Below are 17,022 nucleotides of genomic sequence, written 5' to 3'. Positions count from 1 at the left end.
AAATTCTTACCAACTTGATTTGCCTGTGACCTCCTTTCGGGAATTAATTTCGGAAGAAGAGGTTGTTAATAAAATCAAAAGCACTCCGCGGACTAATCCCATTAGTTCGCTCCTACTTCATCATACAGATTCCAAATCAAAAGAGGAATACTTGCGAGACTCAATTGCTTCTGGATACGCCGTGCATTTTATTGTCGGAAAAGATGCAAAATACTACGGTTGGAGTAGCAGTCTCAATTTAACAGTAAAAGCCGTTCCTAAGATGGATGATTTTAGTTTACATATTTCAATCGAAGGCAAAGAAGATTCTATTTTACAAAATAAAAAACAACTTGAGGCTACAGGCAAACTTTTAAAAAAACTTTCTACTGACCTAGATATTCCTTTCTCTAATCAAAATATCAATTCGAATTCCGGCATCTTCACTCATATCCAAGCAAAAAGAAATACGGAAATTTTGTTGATCTAAGTGAATGCGGAAGCGAGAAAATACTAAAAGAAATTCTTCGTAGTTTTGAAGGAAAGTATTTTTCAGAAGAAAACTGGGAAGGTAGATTTGAGCGAGACTGGATTCTAAGAAGAGAAAAGAAGAACAAAGAAATTCCGGAGCCAGATTTTGATCGAGGCAGAGGACTCACAACGCAAACTAAAATTGAATTAAAAGAACTGGAGAGAGATGAACAAGGATTTACCCCTGAGAATTTTAGATTAAAATATGTATTCAAACAAAAGATTAAACCTGAATGCATTGTTTTACACTTTACTGCAATTTCAAGTTTCTTAGTTTCGCAGGATACTTTGGAAAGACGAAAATTAGCCGCATCTATCATGGTTGACAAAGACGCTAAAGCTTATCAGTTGCTAGACTCTCTAGATGACATGGCGCAAGCAGCTACAGGCACAAATCAAAATTGTATCCAGATAGAAATTGTAGGAAAGAATATGGACGAGTTACTTTCCAATGACAAGCAAACACAAAAAGTTTCAAGGCTTGTTTTAGAACTTGCGGATAAGTATAATGTTCCGCTGAACAACGAAAAGATTGAAGAACTCAAAGGAATCTATTCTCATACACAAGCAAAAAAGAAATATGGTGGATCTATTGCACTTTACGGAAAGGATTTCGATCCGGGTGAACCTTATATGAAAAAGATTATAGAATCCATCGGCGGTAAGTATTATTCTGAAAAAGAATGGTTTAATCGTTTCAGTGATGATTGGATTATGCTAGACGCTGAATTTCAACCTTAGAAAATACGGGAATACAATGATTAACCACAATAGTTCAGAAAAAAAAACAATTCTTCTTGTAGATGATGAAATCATCTTTGCAAATGCAACCTCTAGAAAATTACAATTGCTTGGGTATGATACAATCTTAGTCAACTCAGGCAAAGAAGCAATTGAGGTTATTAGACAAAGAAATAACATCCACCTCATCCTTATGGAGCTTGACCTAGTTTCTGGAATAAATGGAATTGAGGCAGCAAAGCAAATTCTTTTGATTAGAAATATTCCAATTGTTTTTCATACATCTCACTTAGATAAAGAGAATATTGAAAAGATAAAAAGCGTTAGTCGCTATGGATTTGTAATAAAGAACTCTGATGATTATGTTTTACAATCTTCCCTCGAAATAGCATTTGAATTATTTTATGCAAATCAAGATTTGCTGGAATGGAAGATTCAAAATGATTCTCTAAGACAATCCCAACATCAAATCAGTAGTTTACTGGATAGCATTTCTGATAGTGTTGTATCCTTCGACAAGGACTGGCGTTATACATATGCAAATGAGTCCGCCTTAGCCAATTTTCAGATGACTACCGATCAGTTAATTGGAAAGGTTTTTTGGGAGGTATTTCCTGAGGTCATTGGAACAATATTTTTGGAGAAGCCGAAAGAGGCGATGCAAAAAGAAACTCCAATTGAGTTTGAAGGCTATTATGAAAAATATAACGTTTGGATAGCTATTCATTGTTATCCATTTAAGAATGGATTAACAATGATTTATCAGAATGTTACCAAGAAAAAGGAAACTGAAAAGAAGGCGAGAGATGCATTTAATTTTTTGAATTCAATCATTGAAAACATTCCTAATATGATATTCATGAAACATGCAAAAGATCTACGATTTGCCTTATTCAATCGGGCTGGTGAAAACTTACTAGGCTTTAACCGAAAAGATTTAATTGGAAAGAATGATTATGATTTTTTCCCAAAAGAGCAAGCAGATTTTTTTACTAAAAAAGATAGAAATGTTTTAGGACAAACAGAGTTATTCGATATTCCCGAAGAAACTATAAACACACCGAAAGGTTCTCGGATTCTCCACACGATGAAATTAACTCTCTTTGATGAAAAAGGGGAACCTGAATATCTATTAGGAATTTCGGAAGATATTACAGAAAAGAAAGAAGCCGAGAAAAAAATTCGTGAAAATATCGAGAGATATGATCGGCTAACAATGACTGTCCCCGGAGTGCTCTATGATTATATTATGCACAAAGATGGTTCTAGCCAGATGATTTTCATGAGTTCAAAATGCTTAGAAGTCTTTGAAGTTCCTGCAGAGGAAGTCATGAAAGATATGAGTGTAATTTGGAAAATGGTTCACCCTGATGATCTAGAAAGATTTCTAAGAGAAAATGAAGAGACTGTCCGATCAGGAAATCGCTTCAACACAGAAATCAGAATCATTCCCTCTTCCGGACAAGAAAAATGGCTTCAAATTACTTCCAGACCAAATCCAACAAATAACCCTGATGAACCCGTCGTATGGAGTGGCTTTGTTATCGATATTACCTATCGCAAAATAGTCGAAGAAAAAATAAAAACCTTACTGCACGAAAAAGAATTACTTCTAAGAGAAGTTCATCATCGTATCAAGAATAACATGCTAACGATTACGAGCCTTCTCTTTTTACAAACAGAGAGTCTAAAAGATCCAGCGGCTATATCAGCATTAAACGACGCTATTAGTAGAATTCAAAGTATGGTTTTATTATATGACAAACTATACAGATCATCCAATTTTAATGAGTTGTCAGTTTTGGATTATCTTTCGCCACTTGTAGATGAAATTATAAATAACTTTCCAAATTATCATATCGTAACAATTGAGAAGGCAATAGAGAATTTTTTATTACCTACATCAATGCTCTTTCCAATTGGTATAATGATTAATGAATTATTAACCAATGCAATGAAATATGCTTTCGTTGGCAGACAGAACGGATTATTAATAGTATCCGCTACAAAGGTAGAAAACCGAATTTCTTTTTCTATAAAAGACGATGGAGTCGGAATTACGGATACAGAAGAAACATCGAACGGATTTGGTTTACAATTAGTCAATATGCTAGCAAAGCAAATCCGAGGGAAAGTGAGTATCAAAAACGAAAACGGCACAACCTTTACCCTTGAGTTTGAGATGAAATAAAATTTCACTCAATTATCGTTCTTGAAAATAAAACTGAAAATGGTAAGAGGCACATAGCTGTTAGCCAGTAGTAAAATCCAATCCCCAAACCAATGACAGGAGTTCCGCTTCCTTCATTGAAATACCATTGCGTTACTCGAAATCCATCTAGCGCAAATAGAATAGCAAGAACAGAAAGAGCAAGTGCTACATTTTTATTTCCAAGCAAAGAAAAAGTAATACTAACTCCATACAACCAATTCGCTATCCAGCCGGGGTTACCGGTTATAAACCCCCACCAACCCCAACCTAATACATGAAGTCCCTTTATAGGTTTTGCGGACTGAAAAAAGAATACAGGACTCCCCAAAGAGAAAAGGAAAAATCCCAAACTAGCAACTGTGAGGATAATATGAGTTATTTTTATAATCATGAATTTAATCTTTCTTCCATTTCCAATTCCTAATTAGGCATTCAACATTACTTCAAACTCCACTCCCTTCTTTAAGTTCGTGGGGATAAATACGACTTCGCCTCTCTTGAGAGGGACTTTGGGAACCATCCAACCCACTCCACCAAATGCGGGTAATAGATATTTACTTACAAACATTACTCCGGGTGCATCAAATCCTGTTGTGGCTATTATGATATTACCCTTAAATCCTGACTTGTAAATTTTGCGAATTAAAAAAAGACCAGAGGTTTGTGTCTCCATTGTAATATCACTTATAACAGTATGAAAATTTTCTTTTTGAAATATTTCCCAGCCCTCTCTAGCGTCTAACGCTCTTACTGTTTCGATATTCTTTTTGTCAAAAAAAGCTTTCAGATTATTCGCATAGCGATCATTATCATCAACAATTAAAATCTTCATTCATAAATCCTTTCGTAAAATCCAGCGTAATTTGATACGCCTAAAATTGCTTGTGTTAAGGGATGCCATGTAAACTCATAAGAGCCAGGACCACCGGGACCACCAAATACACTTATCGTGCTTGGAGGCAAATAGATTTGTCCTCCACCTTCCGGTTGAAAGTAAAGCTTTGCGTCTTTATAAAACACAGTCGCTTTTTTTTGTGTGAGCGGATTTTTATAATTACCCTCATACTTCTTATATACTTCTTCGGAGGGATTTGTCTCGCCCGTTTTATGAACTGGCTTTTCAGCACCTACAATGGCGGAAGCTAAATCGCCTAACTTCCATTGCATGATTACAAGTTGAGTCATTAGATTGTCATCGTATTCAGGGGGATTGGATAAATAAAAAACAGCTACATCATACTTGGGAAACATTTGAACCCAGGCAGCAACATAGTTTGCACCACCAATATGAAAGAATGTGGTTACTCCCTCTTCATCGCTCTCTGTTCTCCAGGCAAGCCCACAATATTTTTTGGTTCTAGCAAAACTAGGAACAGGAGTCTGTAAACGAATCATTTTATTAACTGTTTCAGGCTTTAAAACTTGCACACCATTTACCGACTTACCTTCATTTAACCACATAGACGCATAAGGTCCCATATCAATAAGGTTGGTTTGAATTCCACCGGCTCCTTGCACCATAGGACTTGCAAAAGAATTATCCATGCCAATCTTTGCAAAGATTTCTTCTTCTATGATTTGCTTGAGAGGTTTATTATAAACTTTCTCTAACACTACACCTAAAGTCATAAATCCATAATTAGAATAACGATAATGATAACCGGCAGGGTAAATCTGACCCGTAATATTAAAAGGCAAACCGGTAGTAGCCGTTGGAATCACTTCTGGATTTTGATAATAACGAAGATCCGGCATACCGGAAGTATGAGACAATAGATGACGAATTGTGACAGGCTTTGATTTGAGTTCTGCTTTTTCTAATTTTAATCCAGGAATGTATTTGCTAACAGGAGCGTCTAATTCGATTAAGCCTTTCTCTACTGCCTGCATTACCATTGTGCCGGTAAATGTTTTTGTAATAGAGCCTAATCCGTAGTTTGTCCTGTCTGTAGTTCCTAGTTTATAACTGTATACAAGCTCATTTCCTTTTACAACACCTACAGCAATAGATGGAAATACTTTACTTGAATAATTATAATTCAGCCATCCTTCTAGACTGTGTTTGATTTGAGCAACTTTAACTTCATCTACAGTCCCCTTCTTTTTTAAAAAAGAGGACTGGTATTTTTCGATAGCTGTATCGGTCTTACATAAATTGATTATGAGGAATAGTAAGAGTAGCCTAAACCTAATCGGCATCGGGGAATAAGTCTTCTTGCTCTTCAAAAAAACTAACACTAGCCAATTCTGTTTCTGGTTGCGTTGGTAATTTTTCTAATAATTCTAGATAACGAATTGCTAATGATTGCATTTGTCCATGATAAGATGTAAACCCAGCCGATTTATAAGAAGGGGGATTGCACAACTGGATAATGAAGGATTGATTCTGTGGCATGATTCTAAGATCAGCAAAAATTCCATTCCATAGACCAGTATGATAAAACATCTTCACTAAATTGTTTTCTCTTGTTACTCTCCAGCCAAGACCGTAATATTCCATGTTAGAACTTTTCGGAATATAATCCGGCGCTTTGAAAATCTTTTTTATTTTGGAAGAATGAATAATAGATTGATCTCTATACTTTCCTTCTTTTAAAAAAACATTCGCAAAGTTTGCAAGGTTACGTGCGGATACCGCAATTCCAGAAGCTCCATCAGCATTTGAGCTAACCATAGAGTCATCCATATCCAAAGGAAAGAAAATATTTTCTTTTACATACGTAGCATAACTCTGTCCGGAAACTTTTTCAATGATACTTGCAAGCAATCTGTAATTGTAATTAGAATACATAAACTTCGTGCCAGCCGCATAAATCTGACGAGTCCCAATGTAGGGTATGCCAGAAGAATGGCTTAGTAAATGTCGAATCGTAATTTCTTTTCCTTCGATAGGAGGAAATTGCTTTGCGTACTCAGGAATATATTTCCCAATCGGATCATTTAGTTTTAAAAGTCCTGAATCAGCGAGTTGCATAATTGCCATGCTTGTAAAAGGCTTTGTGACAGATGCCAAAGACACAGGAGTAGAGTTCTTAAAAACTTCATTTACTTCAAAAACTAAGTTTTGCTTATAATAAATGGCAACGGAAGAACCAAGGATATAGTTATGGCTGATAGCATTTTGTGCAATCGCAGTCATGGATTTCTCTATTCTAGCGAGTTCTTTTCTGATTTCTCGCTCAGATGCGTCTATCTCAGCTTTCTTTTCTGCATTCTTTTTTGCTACGAGTTCAGAAGGCGTCCTTTCATCTTCTGGCATTATGTGTACCAGATTGGGAGATAGTATGATTATATAAATTAGTAGTAATTGTATGATTTTGCGTTTATTCAAGGTAGAATCTGCCTATTTCAGTAGATTATAGATATTTGCGGGCTTTAAGTCTGATTTCTATTCGATATATCATACGATTAATATCGGCTACGGAAATTAGTCAATATATTTTCAATTGCAAATTGCATAAAAAAAACCTCTTAAGCCTAAGAGCTATGGCGACATAATACTAGAAACGTCTAATTCATCCCGTTCACAATGAAAATGGCTTCCGATAAGTTCTCTTTTACTCTTGTGCGGTTCAGCTACGCTTTCTTGTCCGGTGGTTGTGCGGTTTAAATTGCCCAAGGAAGCCCATTTTGAACCGAAGAAGAAGCCGGTGCTGAACCGCAGGAGAGTAAACGGAATCTAAAAGAAACTGTATCCCACGTTGAATTCTGCTGTTTATTTTTAAGGAGTATTTTTATGTAAAAGTAAATGTCAAAATTAAAATCCAGACTTAACGAATTCTTCTTAGCGAATTACATATCTTATCCACTCATCTTTGGTATTAGTTTTTTATTCTATTTGTATTGCGTTTGTCCGGGAATCGGCTTTGGTGATACGGCAATCTTGATAGACAATATTAAACGAGGTATCCTAAACACCGAAGTCAATACGCATCCACTTACAATTCTTATTGGGAAATTATTTCTGAGTTTGCCAGGAGATAATATCGCCTATCAAGCAAATTTATTATCTGCCTTTTCCGGGGCGTTAGCACTTGGTATTTTTTTAAATGCAGTGCAAGAATATCATGAAAATCTTTTCGTATCCTTTCTTTCAACTATCGCTCTTGCTGTATCCTATTCTTTTTTCTGGCACAGCACTATTGTCGAAAATTACAATATTAGTTCAATCATCACAGCATTATCGCTATTATTCTACGTGAGAATAGAAAAGAGAAAAGAGGAAAAATGGTTTTATCCTCTCTTTGCTCTTTTCGGTATAGGAATCTTTAATCATATGCAGATGGGATTTCTTGGAATGGGAATCGGGGTTCAATTTCTTTTGCATTTTTTTAAAGTTAAAAACAGACTTTCCTTTTTCTTGAAATGCTCTGCTGGATTTATCATTGGACTTATTCCTTGGACGACCCTACTGATCAACGACATTTCGCATAACGGTGACTTTACTTTAGTTATTAAAAATGCATTCATGGGTTCGTTCGGTGGCGTTTTCTTCAATCAAACTTGGATTGTTGCGCTTCAAGAATTTATAATTATCTATTTATTTCAATTCCCGAATTTATTTTTTATTTTCCCCCTCATTGGCTTGGTATTCGTTGTAAAAAACAAAAGTTCCCTACTCGCATTCTCCGGAAGTCTAATTCATTTCTTTACAAATACTTATTTCTTTGCCTTTTATGGGACATGGGATAAATTTGCTTTTCTACTTCAATCGTTCATCCTATTTGTATTCTATGGAAGTTTTTTCTTACAATCCTTTCAGAGCCGAAAAAGGATAATCGTTATTATCCTAAATGTCTCCATCTTGGTCTCAGTATTCTGGGGAACTCAATTTTATGAGGCAGTTGAATTGTCTGCTCAAAATCCTTCCGGTTTCTGGTATCCAAGGTATAATAACAATTATTCGCTAAACCTATATAACCAGGCAAGGTATGTTATCGTTCCAAACAAGAGAGATTACAAAGAAGTTGAGAATTACTGTGAGTTGCTCTTTGCGAAATTACCAGAAGGCTCTACGATGTTAGAAGATGATTCCAGAACCTATTATCCATTAGCCGATTATTTTCAAAAATACTACAACCGAAGAAAAGACATTCATTTCTTGCTTATGAATTCATGGGGAATTGCAGGTTGGGGTTTAAGCTCGGAGCAAGTAGCAAAGGAAATTAAAATGTCCGTAGAAAAAGGAATTCCTTTCTTTCTACCTAGTCTTTCTGTTCCCTACGGTCCAATCATAGACTCTATTTCAAAGGATAATACAATGTTTATTGAAAAATATCCTCTGTCAGATACGCAATGGATTTATCAGGTTAAAACTCGCAGCGTAGTTATAAATGAAACTAAAAATGAGAAAAATCTCTGGGATTTAAAAATAGAAAACATTACGGCTAAGAGCACTAACGTTCTATTAGAAAGACAACTAATGTATAATTTTATTCCTGATACATGGGACTCTTCGGATCAAATCTTTGCATCAGGAGAAGTAGGTTCCTATGTAGAGTTTAATTTGAAGTATCCTCAGATAGAAACAAAGCTTCTTCAATTTAATTTTACAACCGCTCCTGATTTTGGCTTAATCAATGTTCGATGGAATAATAAGAGCATCTTCGAAGGACTTGATTTATATTCACCAAGCGTTCGTAGATTGAGCAAAACTATTTCGGATGTAAATATTCAAAAAGAAAATATTCTACGAATTGAAATTGCCGGAAAGAATAAAAACTCTTCCGGCTTTAAGTTTGGAATTGATTCTCTAAAAGCAAACGACAAATAGCCGGTTACGATTATTTATTATTTCCTTTCTTCCATTTTACTAGCCATTCCGGTTGCAAAGCTCTCTGATAAAAATAAGCATCGACTAACACTAGATTAATCGCTGCCTCAACGATTGGAACAGCTCTTGGAAGAACACATGGATCGTGTCTACCACCTGCTTTCATCACAACATCTTCGGGAGTATCATTGACTGTGTTCTGAAATTTTGCGATAGTCGCCGTAGGCTTAAATGCAGCACGAATTAAGATTTCTTCTCCATTGGAAATTCCACCTTGCATTCCACCGGAACGATTTGTGCGAGTCCGAACTCTGCCCGTTTCTGGCTCAACATAAAACTCATCATTATGCGTAGAGCCTGTGTATTTAGTTCCCTCGAATCCAGAACCAATTTCAAATCCTTTGCAAGCGGGTATTGATAATATGGCGCGACCTAGATCACCGTCCAATTTATCGTAAACAGGATTTCCCAATCCCGGTGGAACGTTACGCACCACAGCACGAATAGTTCCACCAACGGAATCGCCGATTTTACGAACTTCTTTTATCTTTTCGATCATCTTTTCTGCAAATTCAGGATGAGGACATCGCACATCATTCCCATCAACTTCTGCTTGCGACTTAGGGAGATTATCCGTTATATTGGCAAATACATCTCCGATGGAATCTACCCATGCGATGGTTTGAATTCCTAATTCGTCTTCTAATATGCATCGAGCAAAAGCGCCTGCGGCTACTCGTCCGATAGTCTCACGCACAGAGGAACGCGCACCTCCTACATGAGAACGATGCCCATACTTCGCATGATAGGTGTAATCCGCATGAGAAGGTCTGTAGATATGACGAAGATTTTCATAGTCCTTCGAAAGATGATTCTTATTGTCTACGATCAGTGTAATGGGGCTACCGATTGTTTTCCCCTCAAAGACTCCCGACACTACACGCACTTCATCGTCTTCTTTGCGCGGTGTAGTCAAAAGGTTTTGTCCCGGTCTACGCCTGGTTAAATCTTTTTGGATTTCTTCTAGGTTAAAGTTTAACCCTCCTGGAACTCCGTCGATTACAACTCCCACTGAATCTCCATGAGATTCTCCAAATGTGCTTACTCTAAATATTTTTCCCCAAGATGATGGCATGTCTCCACATTCTAAAAAGTCTGTTATTTTTAAATCTAATTTGTGATAGAAACAAAGGGTTTTTTACAGAAAGTATTTGAGTATTTTGCAACAGAGTCACAGAGCTTTCTTAGATTCCTGTAAGTTTATTCCAATAACCTAACTAAGAATCACTTGCCAAAATCCTCTTTCCAAATAAAATCTAATTATGCAAAACAATGTTAATCTTAATTCCACGTTTTTCTTAGATTCAGATTCAGAGGCAGTAAAAGAATTTGTTAAAAAATTAAATTTAGAAAATCTATCTGAAATTGACAGGGCAATAAAAGTCTATCTAGCTGTTCGCGATGAGATTCGATATGATCCGTATAATATTATTTTGACTCCCGAGGAAGTAAGAGCAAGTTCTGTAATTAAGCGAGGTTATGGATTTTGTGTAGAAAAAGCTGTCGCCTTGGCAGCCTGTGCGAGAGCGGCAGGAATACCGGCTAAGATTGGTTTTGCGAATGTTAAGAATCATCTAAACTCAAAACGACTTCAAAATCTAATGCAATCAGATGTATTTGTATTTCATGGATATACGGAACTTTTACTAGAAGGAAAATGGGTAAAAGCAACTCCAGCGTTTAACACATCATTATGCGAACGAGCCAAAATTTTACCGCTTGAGTTCAATGGAAAAGAAGATTCAATTTTCCATGCATTCGATGTTTCAGGAAAAAAACATATGGAGTATTTAGTCGACCACGGTAGTTTTTCTGAGTTGCCTTTTGATAGAATGATGGACGAATACGATAAATTTTATTCGCATTTGCATGTAAAAGAGAGCAAAAGCTTTGGTGCAAGAATAAAAGCCAAGTTTGAAGAAGAAGTAAGTTCAATGTAATAAATTAGAATGAATAGACAGAAATTTTCGTGGGTGAGAAACTCTAATTCTGCTTGTAAATTTATTGCCAATGATGAGAATATGTAAATGCATTCCATTCTATGAAACGTTTCTTACTCCTCTCATTATTTTTTCTATTGTCTAATGTGCTAGCCGACGAAACTGTCAGAGGGATTACTCTCAAAGAATCTCTTGCATTGGCGAAAAAGAATAACCCGTTTTATTTAGCAGAGCAATACAATTTGGCTGTGGCAAAGGGTGACGTAACTACTGCCAAGCTTTTACCGAACCCAATCTTTAACAATCAGATGATTGCAAAGCAAAATGGTTTTAATGATTTTAATATATTAAATCCATTACAAAAAAATCCAGGTGGCAGTGCTTGGAATGCAGGAAATCGTCAAGATTGGTTGCAGCTAACAATGAAAATCCCCGTAGCAGGACAAAGAAAATATTCCATCGAACTTGCGATAAAGAACTTACAACTTTCCGAAAAAAATCTTGCTGAGTATGAACGAAATCTGCTTTATCTAGTTGCCAATAAATGGATTGATGTGTGGTTTATAAAAGAGAGGCTAAATATAATTACGCGCTCAAAGCAATATTCAGATGAGCTTTTGAAAATAAATGAAATTCGTTTACGCAATCAAGTAATTACGCAAGCTGAGTTTTTTAGAACCCAAAATATTGGAGAGCAATATGAAGCAAACCTTGCTGCCGTCGAACAGATTTATAAAAATGAAACTCGCAATTTAGAATTTCTAATAGGCTCAGAAAATCCAATCCAGATTGCAATTGAAGATACAAGCATTTCATACAATTCTAAACAAGAATCTTTCGATACCTTGTATAAATATGCTGAGTCAAATCGATCTGATATTATTGCAAACAAAGTTTCACAAGAAGCAGCACTTACCAATGCAAAATTGCAAGAAGCCTATGCTTACCCGCAACCAGAATTAGGTGTTATTTATAATCCGCAGAATACACAACCCTATATGGGAACGTTTGTGACGATTCCAATTCCTATCAATAATCGAAATCAAGGTGAGATTCAAAAATCACAAGCGCAGGTAAAGCAAATCAAGAGCATTCAAGATGCTCTCGAAAAAAAGCTAAAAGCAGAGATTCAAAATGCGTTAGGTGAATACGATGTTGCAAAAATTAATTTTGAAAAATACAAAAAGATTTTTCATACCACTGAAAAAGTTTTGGAAACAGTAAAGTATAGTTATCTAAAAGGTGGAACGACAATTATCGATTATCTGGATGCACAAAGAAGTTGGTTTGACGCCCAAAATTTATACTATGAATCTATTTTTAATTTGAGAAAAACATTTATTCAACTTGAATTTGTAACTGGTAAAATTCAAACTTACTAAAGGAAATACATGTTAGCCTTAAAAATAATATTCATTTTCACAGCATTCCTCTTTTTTTTAGAAGGATGTAAATGCGGAAAGCAAAATAAAGAAGTTCGAAAAGATGTTCCAGTCCAAGGATCCGGAGCATTGGTAAAAGAAGGCGGGAAAATTATTGAATTCCCCTTCAACGCTCCTCAAATCAATCTATTTCAAACTCAAAAAGTAGTCTTTCTCTCTTATGATTTGAATATCCATGCGCCTGCCACTGTAATCGGGAGAATTAAAAAATCAGATGTTCCGGGGTTACCATCCATTATTCTCTTCGCTTCTCCAGATTTGACAAGCTCTTATGCAGCCTACTTACAAAATCTTTCTTTGATTCATATTGCACAAACTAATTTTAATCGAATGAAGGATTTGACTGACCATGGAGCGGCTACAGGCAAAGAGTTGAGTGATGCCACCGCTGAGCTTTATAATAAACAGGCATCTCTTGCGGAAAATGAATCAAAACTCAGAAGGGAAGGCTTTAATCCAAAATCTTTGGGCAAAGCACCGCGTGGAACAGTTTGGCTTATTTCGGATGTCCCTGAATCTGAACTAAATATTTTAATTGAAGGAATTAAATGCGATTTAGTTTTTCCAAGTTTTCCTTCCGAGACATTCGAGGGAAAAATTGACGCTATAGCAGAAGTATTAAACTCAGAAACAAGAAAAGCAAGGATACGCATTGTTATGCGCGACCCGCAAGATAAAATTCGACCTGGGATGTATGGAAAAGTCCAATTTAAAATGCCTGAGAGTGGTCTTATCATTCCCAAGAAAGCTCTCATTAGTGCGAATGCTCGTTATTATGTTTTCGTCAAGACGGGAGTAAACTTATTCGAAAGGAAGGAAGTAACCCTTTCGACTGAAACAGAAGAATTTATAGAAATTGCAAGTGGGTTAGTAGCCGGGGAAGAGGTTGTTGTAGTAAATGTATTTTTATTAAAGGGGCTTTCTTTTGGGATTTGAAAGACTAATAGAATACACTGTAACTAGGAGAATATTCACATTATCCGCTTTTGCTTTTTTTTGTATCCTAGGAGTATTTGCCTGGAATAGGTTAGAAATTGAAGCCTACCCTGATATTAGTGATATTGAGGTGAGCGTAATTACTCAAGTCAATGGACTCCCAGCAGAAGAAGTAGAACTACAAGTTACACTTCCAATGGAAAGAGCCTTAAACACAGTGCCGGGTGTAATATCTAAACGATCGCGCACAATATTCGGGCTATCCATAGTTAGACTCACCTTTCATGACAATATAAGTATCTTCTTAGCACGCCAATTAGTAGAAGAGAAATTTAAAGATGCAGATATTCCGCCTAACGCAAAGCCTAAACTAGGTCCAATGACTCCTTCTATTGGAGAAGTTTTTCGTTATGTAATCGAAGCGCCGGATAATATGTCTTTGACTGATCTTAGAGAATTACAAGACTATGTAATTCGTCCTAGAATTTTGCAAGCAGAGGGAGTAATTGATGTTGTGAATTTTGGCGGATTAGTAAAACAATACCAAGTAATCGTAAATCCAATCCAGCTAGAAAAGTACAATCTAAGCATTCTTTCCATCGCCGATGCGATTCATGCGAATAATGAAAATACAGGTGGTAATTATATTATCGTCGGTGCTTCACAAATGAACATTCGTGGAATTGGTCGAATCACAAAATTAGAAGACATAGGAAATATCGTCGTAGATAATCGACATGGTGTTCCTATTTTAATTAAAGATATTGCTAGTGTAGAAATTGGTGTTTATCCCCCAAATGGTGTTCTTGGTTATATTGATAAGACGCGAAATAGAGAAGATGATTCTGGAATCGAAGGAATAGTTCTTTTACGCAAATTCGAAAATCCAAGCAATACAATCAAAAATATCCGAGCAAAGATTGAAGAGTTAAATGCTGATTTGCTACAAGATGGAATTAGAGTAGAGCCATTTTATGATAGAACTGAACTTGTATCTCTTACGATTCAAACAGTGAAGAAAACACTACTAGAAGGAACGATTGTTGTTTTTACTCTCCTCAGTTTACTCTTAGGAAGCTTTCGTGCTGCCGCCATATCATCGTTAGCCATACCTTTTTCTCTTCTATTTGCATTTGTTTGCATGGATATTACTGATACTCCCGTGAACCTTTTGTCATTGGGTGCGATAGATTTTGGAATCATAGTGGATGCTGCAATTGTAATGGTGGAAGGAATCTTTAGACACATCACAAAAAGAGATGTGGGTAATAAGAATTTACCTCAAATTGTAATTTTCTCTGCTACAGAGGTGCAAAAACAAATTATTTTTTCTGTCGGAATCATCATACTAGCAATGCTTCCCATTTTAACCTTACAAAGAGTTGAAGGAAGAATGTTTGCCCCTATGGCATGGACACTCTCTTTTGCAATTTTAGGATCTATGTTATATGCGATTTTAATTGTTCCTGTGCTTTCAAGCATATTATTTCAATATTCGAGCGCAAAAAATGAAAACAGGATATGGATGAAAATTCAAAATTCTTATCGAGATACTTTGAAAAAAATGATTGCAATTCCAAGATTAATACTTGGTGTTTCTTTTGGATTTGTTTTTTTTGTTTTCAGTATTAGTCCCGGACTTGGAACAGAATTTCTTCCAGAACTCGATGAAGGTTGCGTGTGGATAAGAGTGTTTTTGCCCTCTGGAATTTCTTTGGAAGCTGCTAAGACTTATCCAGATATGATACGACGTGAAATAGGAAAATACGAAGAAGTTCGAGGAGTTCTCACACAGTTAGGGCGAAATGATGAAGGCACTGATCCATTTGGTCAAAACAGGATTGAAGTTTTAGTTCAACTAAAGCAACCTTATTCAAATTGGAAATCGAATAGGAGCAAACAAGAATTAGTCCTTGAAATGAAAAAATCTTTAGAGTTAAATCTTCCGGGTGCAGCATTTAGCATAACGCAACCCATCATTGATACTACCACAGAAAATTCAACAGGAGCCTCTGCTGACCTAGCAATTTTTATTACAGGAAAAAATCTAGATGAGCTAAGACAAACTGCAATTCAAATTCTAGGAATTGTGCAGGACACAGATGGAAATTCAGAAGCATCGATCGAACAGGAAGGCAAGCAAACTCAGGTAGTTATCAGAATCAATAAGGAAGAGGCAGCTCGGTTTGGAATCAACGTTGAAGATGTAAATGGAATTCTAAAGACGGCTATTGCTGGTTTGCCGGTGAGTTCCCTTTATGAAGATGAAAAAAAGTTTGATATAGTATTGCGGTTTACAGTTGAAAGTCGCAACACTCCCCATTCACTAGAAAGAATATTAATTCCGACAAAGTCAGGTCTAAGAATTCCGCTTGCGAGAGTTGCGCATGTTGGATTAGAAGAGGGAAATACAATCATTTGCCGTGAAGATGGAAAGCGACAAATTACCGTAAAAACAAATATTAGAGGAAGAGATCAGGGAAGTTTTGCCTCTGAGATTAAAAATAGAATTGAAACGAATGTCGTTTTTCCTCCTCAAATAAAATTTCATATAGGCGGTCAGTTTGAAAATCTACAGCGTTCTCAAGCAAGGCTAATGTATATTGTCCCCTTAACATTGGTTCTTATTTATTTAACTCTTTTAGTATTCTTTCAAAACAATTACATGCACGCTCTCATAGTGACGGCTAATATTCCTTTTGCGGTAATTGGGGGAATACTAGGCTTATATATTAGAGGAATGCATTTTAGTATTTCTGCGGGTGTAGGATTTGTATCGTTATTCGGGATTTCTGTTATGTCAGGCGTATTGCTGCTAAGTTATTTAAACCAATTAAAAATTGACTCAAAACTTCCATTATTTGATTTAATTATAGAAGGCTCTGTTACACAATTCCGACCCAGGTTTTTAGTAATGACAATTGCTATTATCGGTCTATTGCCAGCAGCCTTCAATACAGGAATCGGGTCTGACGTGCAACGACCATTAGCCACTGTTATTGTAGGTGGACTTTTATCTTCTTTAGTATTAACACTTTTTGTTTCTCCTTTGATTTATTATTTACATGAGAGAAGTGTTTTTTTTTTTTTTTTTTTTTTAAAATTTGAAAAAAAAAAATAAAACCAAAAAAAAATTTTTAAGTAAAAAAAAAAATAAATTTTCCCTTCTTTTTTTTTTTTTTTTTTTTTTTTCTCCCTAAATAACCTTTCCTTTTTTTTCCCCCCTCCCTCCCTTCCCCCAAATTTTTTTTTTTCTAATAAAAAAAATTTTTTCCCTAAGCTTGGGGGGGGGAGCGCCCCCCCCCCACCTCCCTCTCCGTCTTCCCCGCCCCCGGAAAAATTTTTTTTCAACTTTTTTAAAAGACCCCCCTCGTTGTTCCTTTTGGTGGTGGTGGGGTAATTTAAGAA

The 17,022-nt window shown here is 36.1% G+C and carries 14 protein-coding genes; 8 read left to right on the top strand and 6 right to left on the bottom strand.

The window, feature by feature from the left end; all coding sequences use genetic code 11:
• Positions 1-25: 25 nt before the first annotated feature.
• Genes IPH52_08655 through IPH52_08645 form a run of 3 tightly spaced genes read left to right on the top strand, consistent with a single transcriptional unit; the run spans position 26 to position 3,442 of the window.
• Positions 26-469: an N-acetylmuramoyl-L-alanine amidase gene (locus tag IPH52_08655; protein MBK7055110.1), complete on the top strand. Its 444-nt coding sequence runs from the start codon at positions 26-28 to the stop codon at positions 467-469.
• Positions 470-489: 20 nt separating this feature from the next.
• Positions 490-1,251 carry an N-acetylmuramoyl-L-alanine amidase gene (locus IPH52_08650; GenBank protein ID MBK7055109.1) on the top strand — a complete coding sequence of 254 codons (762 nt, stop codon included), beginning with the start codon at positions 490-492 and terminating at the stop codon, positions 1,249-1,251.
• Between the two features lie 16 nt (positions 1,252-1,267).
• On the top strand, positions 1,268-3,442 hold the full coding sequence (locus tag IPH52_08645) for a PAS domain-containing protein (GenBank protein MBK7055108.1): 2,175 nt from the start codon (positions 1,268-1,270) through the stop codon (positions 3,440-3,442).
• Positions 3,443-3,446: 4 nt separating this feature from the next.
• Here the strand turns inward: IPH52_08645 and IPH52_08640 are convergent, their stop codons facing one another.
• From IPH52_08640 to IPH52_08625, 4 genes are read right to left on the bottom strand one after another with little or no spacing between them, the layout of a single operon-like run.
• Positions 3,447-3,854 carry a hypothetical protein gene (locus IPH52_08640; protein ID MBK7055107.1) on the bottom strand — a complete coding sequence of 136 codons (408 nt, stop codon included), beginning with the start codon at positions 3,852-3,854 and terminating at the stop codon, positions 3,447-3,449.
• 33 nt (positions 3,855-3,887) lie between these two features.
• On the bottom strand, positions 3,888-4,295 hold the full coding sequence (locus IPH52_08635) for a response regulator (GenBank protein MBK7055106.1): 408 nt from the start codon (positions 4,293-4,295) through the stop codon (positions 3,888-3,890).
• Positions 4,292-5,662 (bottom strand): serine hydrolase, encoded by a 1,371-nt coding sequence (locus tag IPH52_08630; GenBank protein MBK7055105.1) that lies wholly within the window; start codon positions 5,660-5,662, stop codon positions 4,292-4,294. Before IPH52_08630 ends, IPH52_08635 begins: the two co-directional genes overlap by 4 nt.
• Positions 5,652-6,722: a beta-lactamase family protein gene (locus IPH52_08625; protein MBK7055104.1), complete on the bottom strand. Its 1,071-nt coding sequence runs from the start codon at positions 6,720-6,722 to the stop codon at positions 5,652-5,654. Before IPH52_08625 ends, IPH52_08630 begins: the two co-directional genes overlap by 11 nt.
• 489 nt (positions 6,723-7,211) lie before the next feature.
• Here IPH52_08625 and IPH52_08620 point away from each other — a divergent pair, with 489 nt between their 5' ends.
• Positions 7,212-9,236: a DUF2723 domain-containing protein gene (locus IPH52_08620; GenBank protein MBK7055103.1), complete on the top strand. Its 2,025-nt coding sequence runs from the start codon at positions 7,212-7,214 to the stop codon at positions 9,234-9,236.
• Positions 9,237-9,246: 10 nt separating this feature from the next.
• On the opposite strand, the gene aroC is transcribed toward IPH52_08620, so the two are convergent.
• The gene (aroC, locus tag IPH52_08615) at positions 9,247-10,371 is read right to left on the bottom strand and encodes a chorismate synthase (protein ID MBK7055102.1); all 1,125 of its coding nucleotides are present in this window, start codon (positions 10,369-10,371) and stop codon (positions 9,247-9,249) included.
• 187 nt (positions 10,372-10,558) lie between these two features.
• On the opposite strand from aroC, the gene IPH52_08610 reads away from it, so the two are divergent.
• The 4 genes from IPH52_08610 to IPH52_08595 all read left to right on the top strand — a co-directional run bounded on the left by IPH52_08610 (position 10,559) and on the right by IPH52_08595 (position 16,735).
• Entirely contained in the window at positions 10,559-11,236 is a 678-nt protein-coding gene (locus tag IPH52_08610) for a transglutaminase family protein (protein MBK7055101.1), read from the top strand.
• A gap of 101 nt (positions 11,237-11,337) precedes the next feature.
• A complete protein-coding gene (locus IPH52_08605; GenBank protein MBK7055100.1) occupies positions 11,338-12,618 on the top strand; it encodes a TolC family protein in 1,281 nt (426 codons plus the stop codon).
• 9 nt (positions 12,619-12,627) lie between these two features.
• Positions 12,628-13,614: an efflux RND transporter periplasmic adaptor subunit gene (locus IPH52_08600; protein MBK7055099.1), complete on the top strand. Its 987-nt coding sequence runs from the start codon at positions 12,628-12,630 to the stop codon at positions 13,612-13,614.
• The gene (locus IPH52_08595) at positions 13,604-16,735 is read left to right on the top strand and encodes an efflux RND transporter permease subunit (GenBank protein MBK7055098.1); all 3,132 of its coding nucleotides are present in this window, start codon (positions 13,604-13,606) and stop codon (positions 16,733-16,735) included. The genes IPH52_08600 and IPH52_08595 overlap by 11 nt, the downstream gene beginning before the upstream one ends.
• On the opposite strand, the gene IPH52_08590 is transcribed toward IPH52_08595, so the two are convergent.
• Entirely contained in the window at positions 16,672-16,965 is a 294-nt protein-coding gene (locus IPH52_08590; GenBank protein ID MBK7055097.1) for a hypothetical protein, read from the bottom strand. The two genes, IPH52_08595 and IPH52_08590, sit on opposite strands and share 64 nt — an antisense overlap.
• Positions 16,966-17,022 lie beyond the last annotated feature (57 nt).

It is taken from the genome of Leptospiraceae bacterium (genome assembly GCA_016708435.1).
Lineage (GTDB): Bacteria > Spirochaetota > Leptospiria > Leptospirales > Leptospiraceae > UBA2033.
Note: the sequence above shows the minus strand (reverse complement) of the source record. Positions and strands in the feature narration are given on the sequence as shown.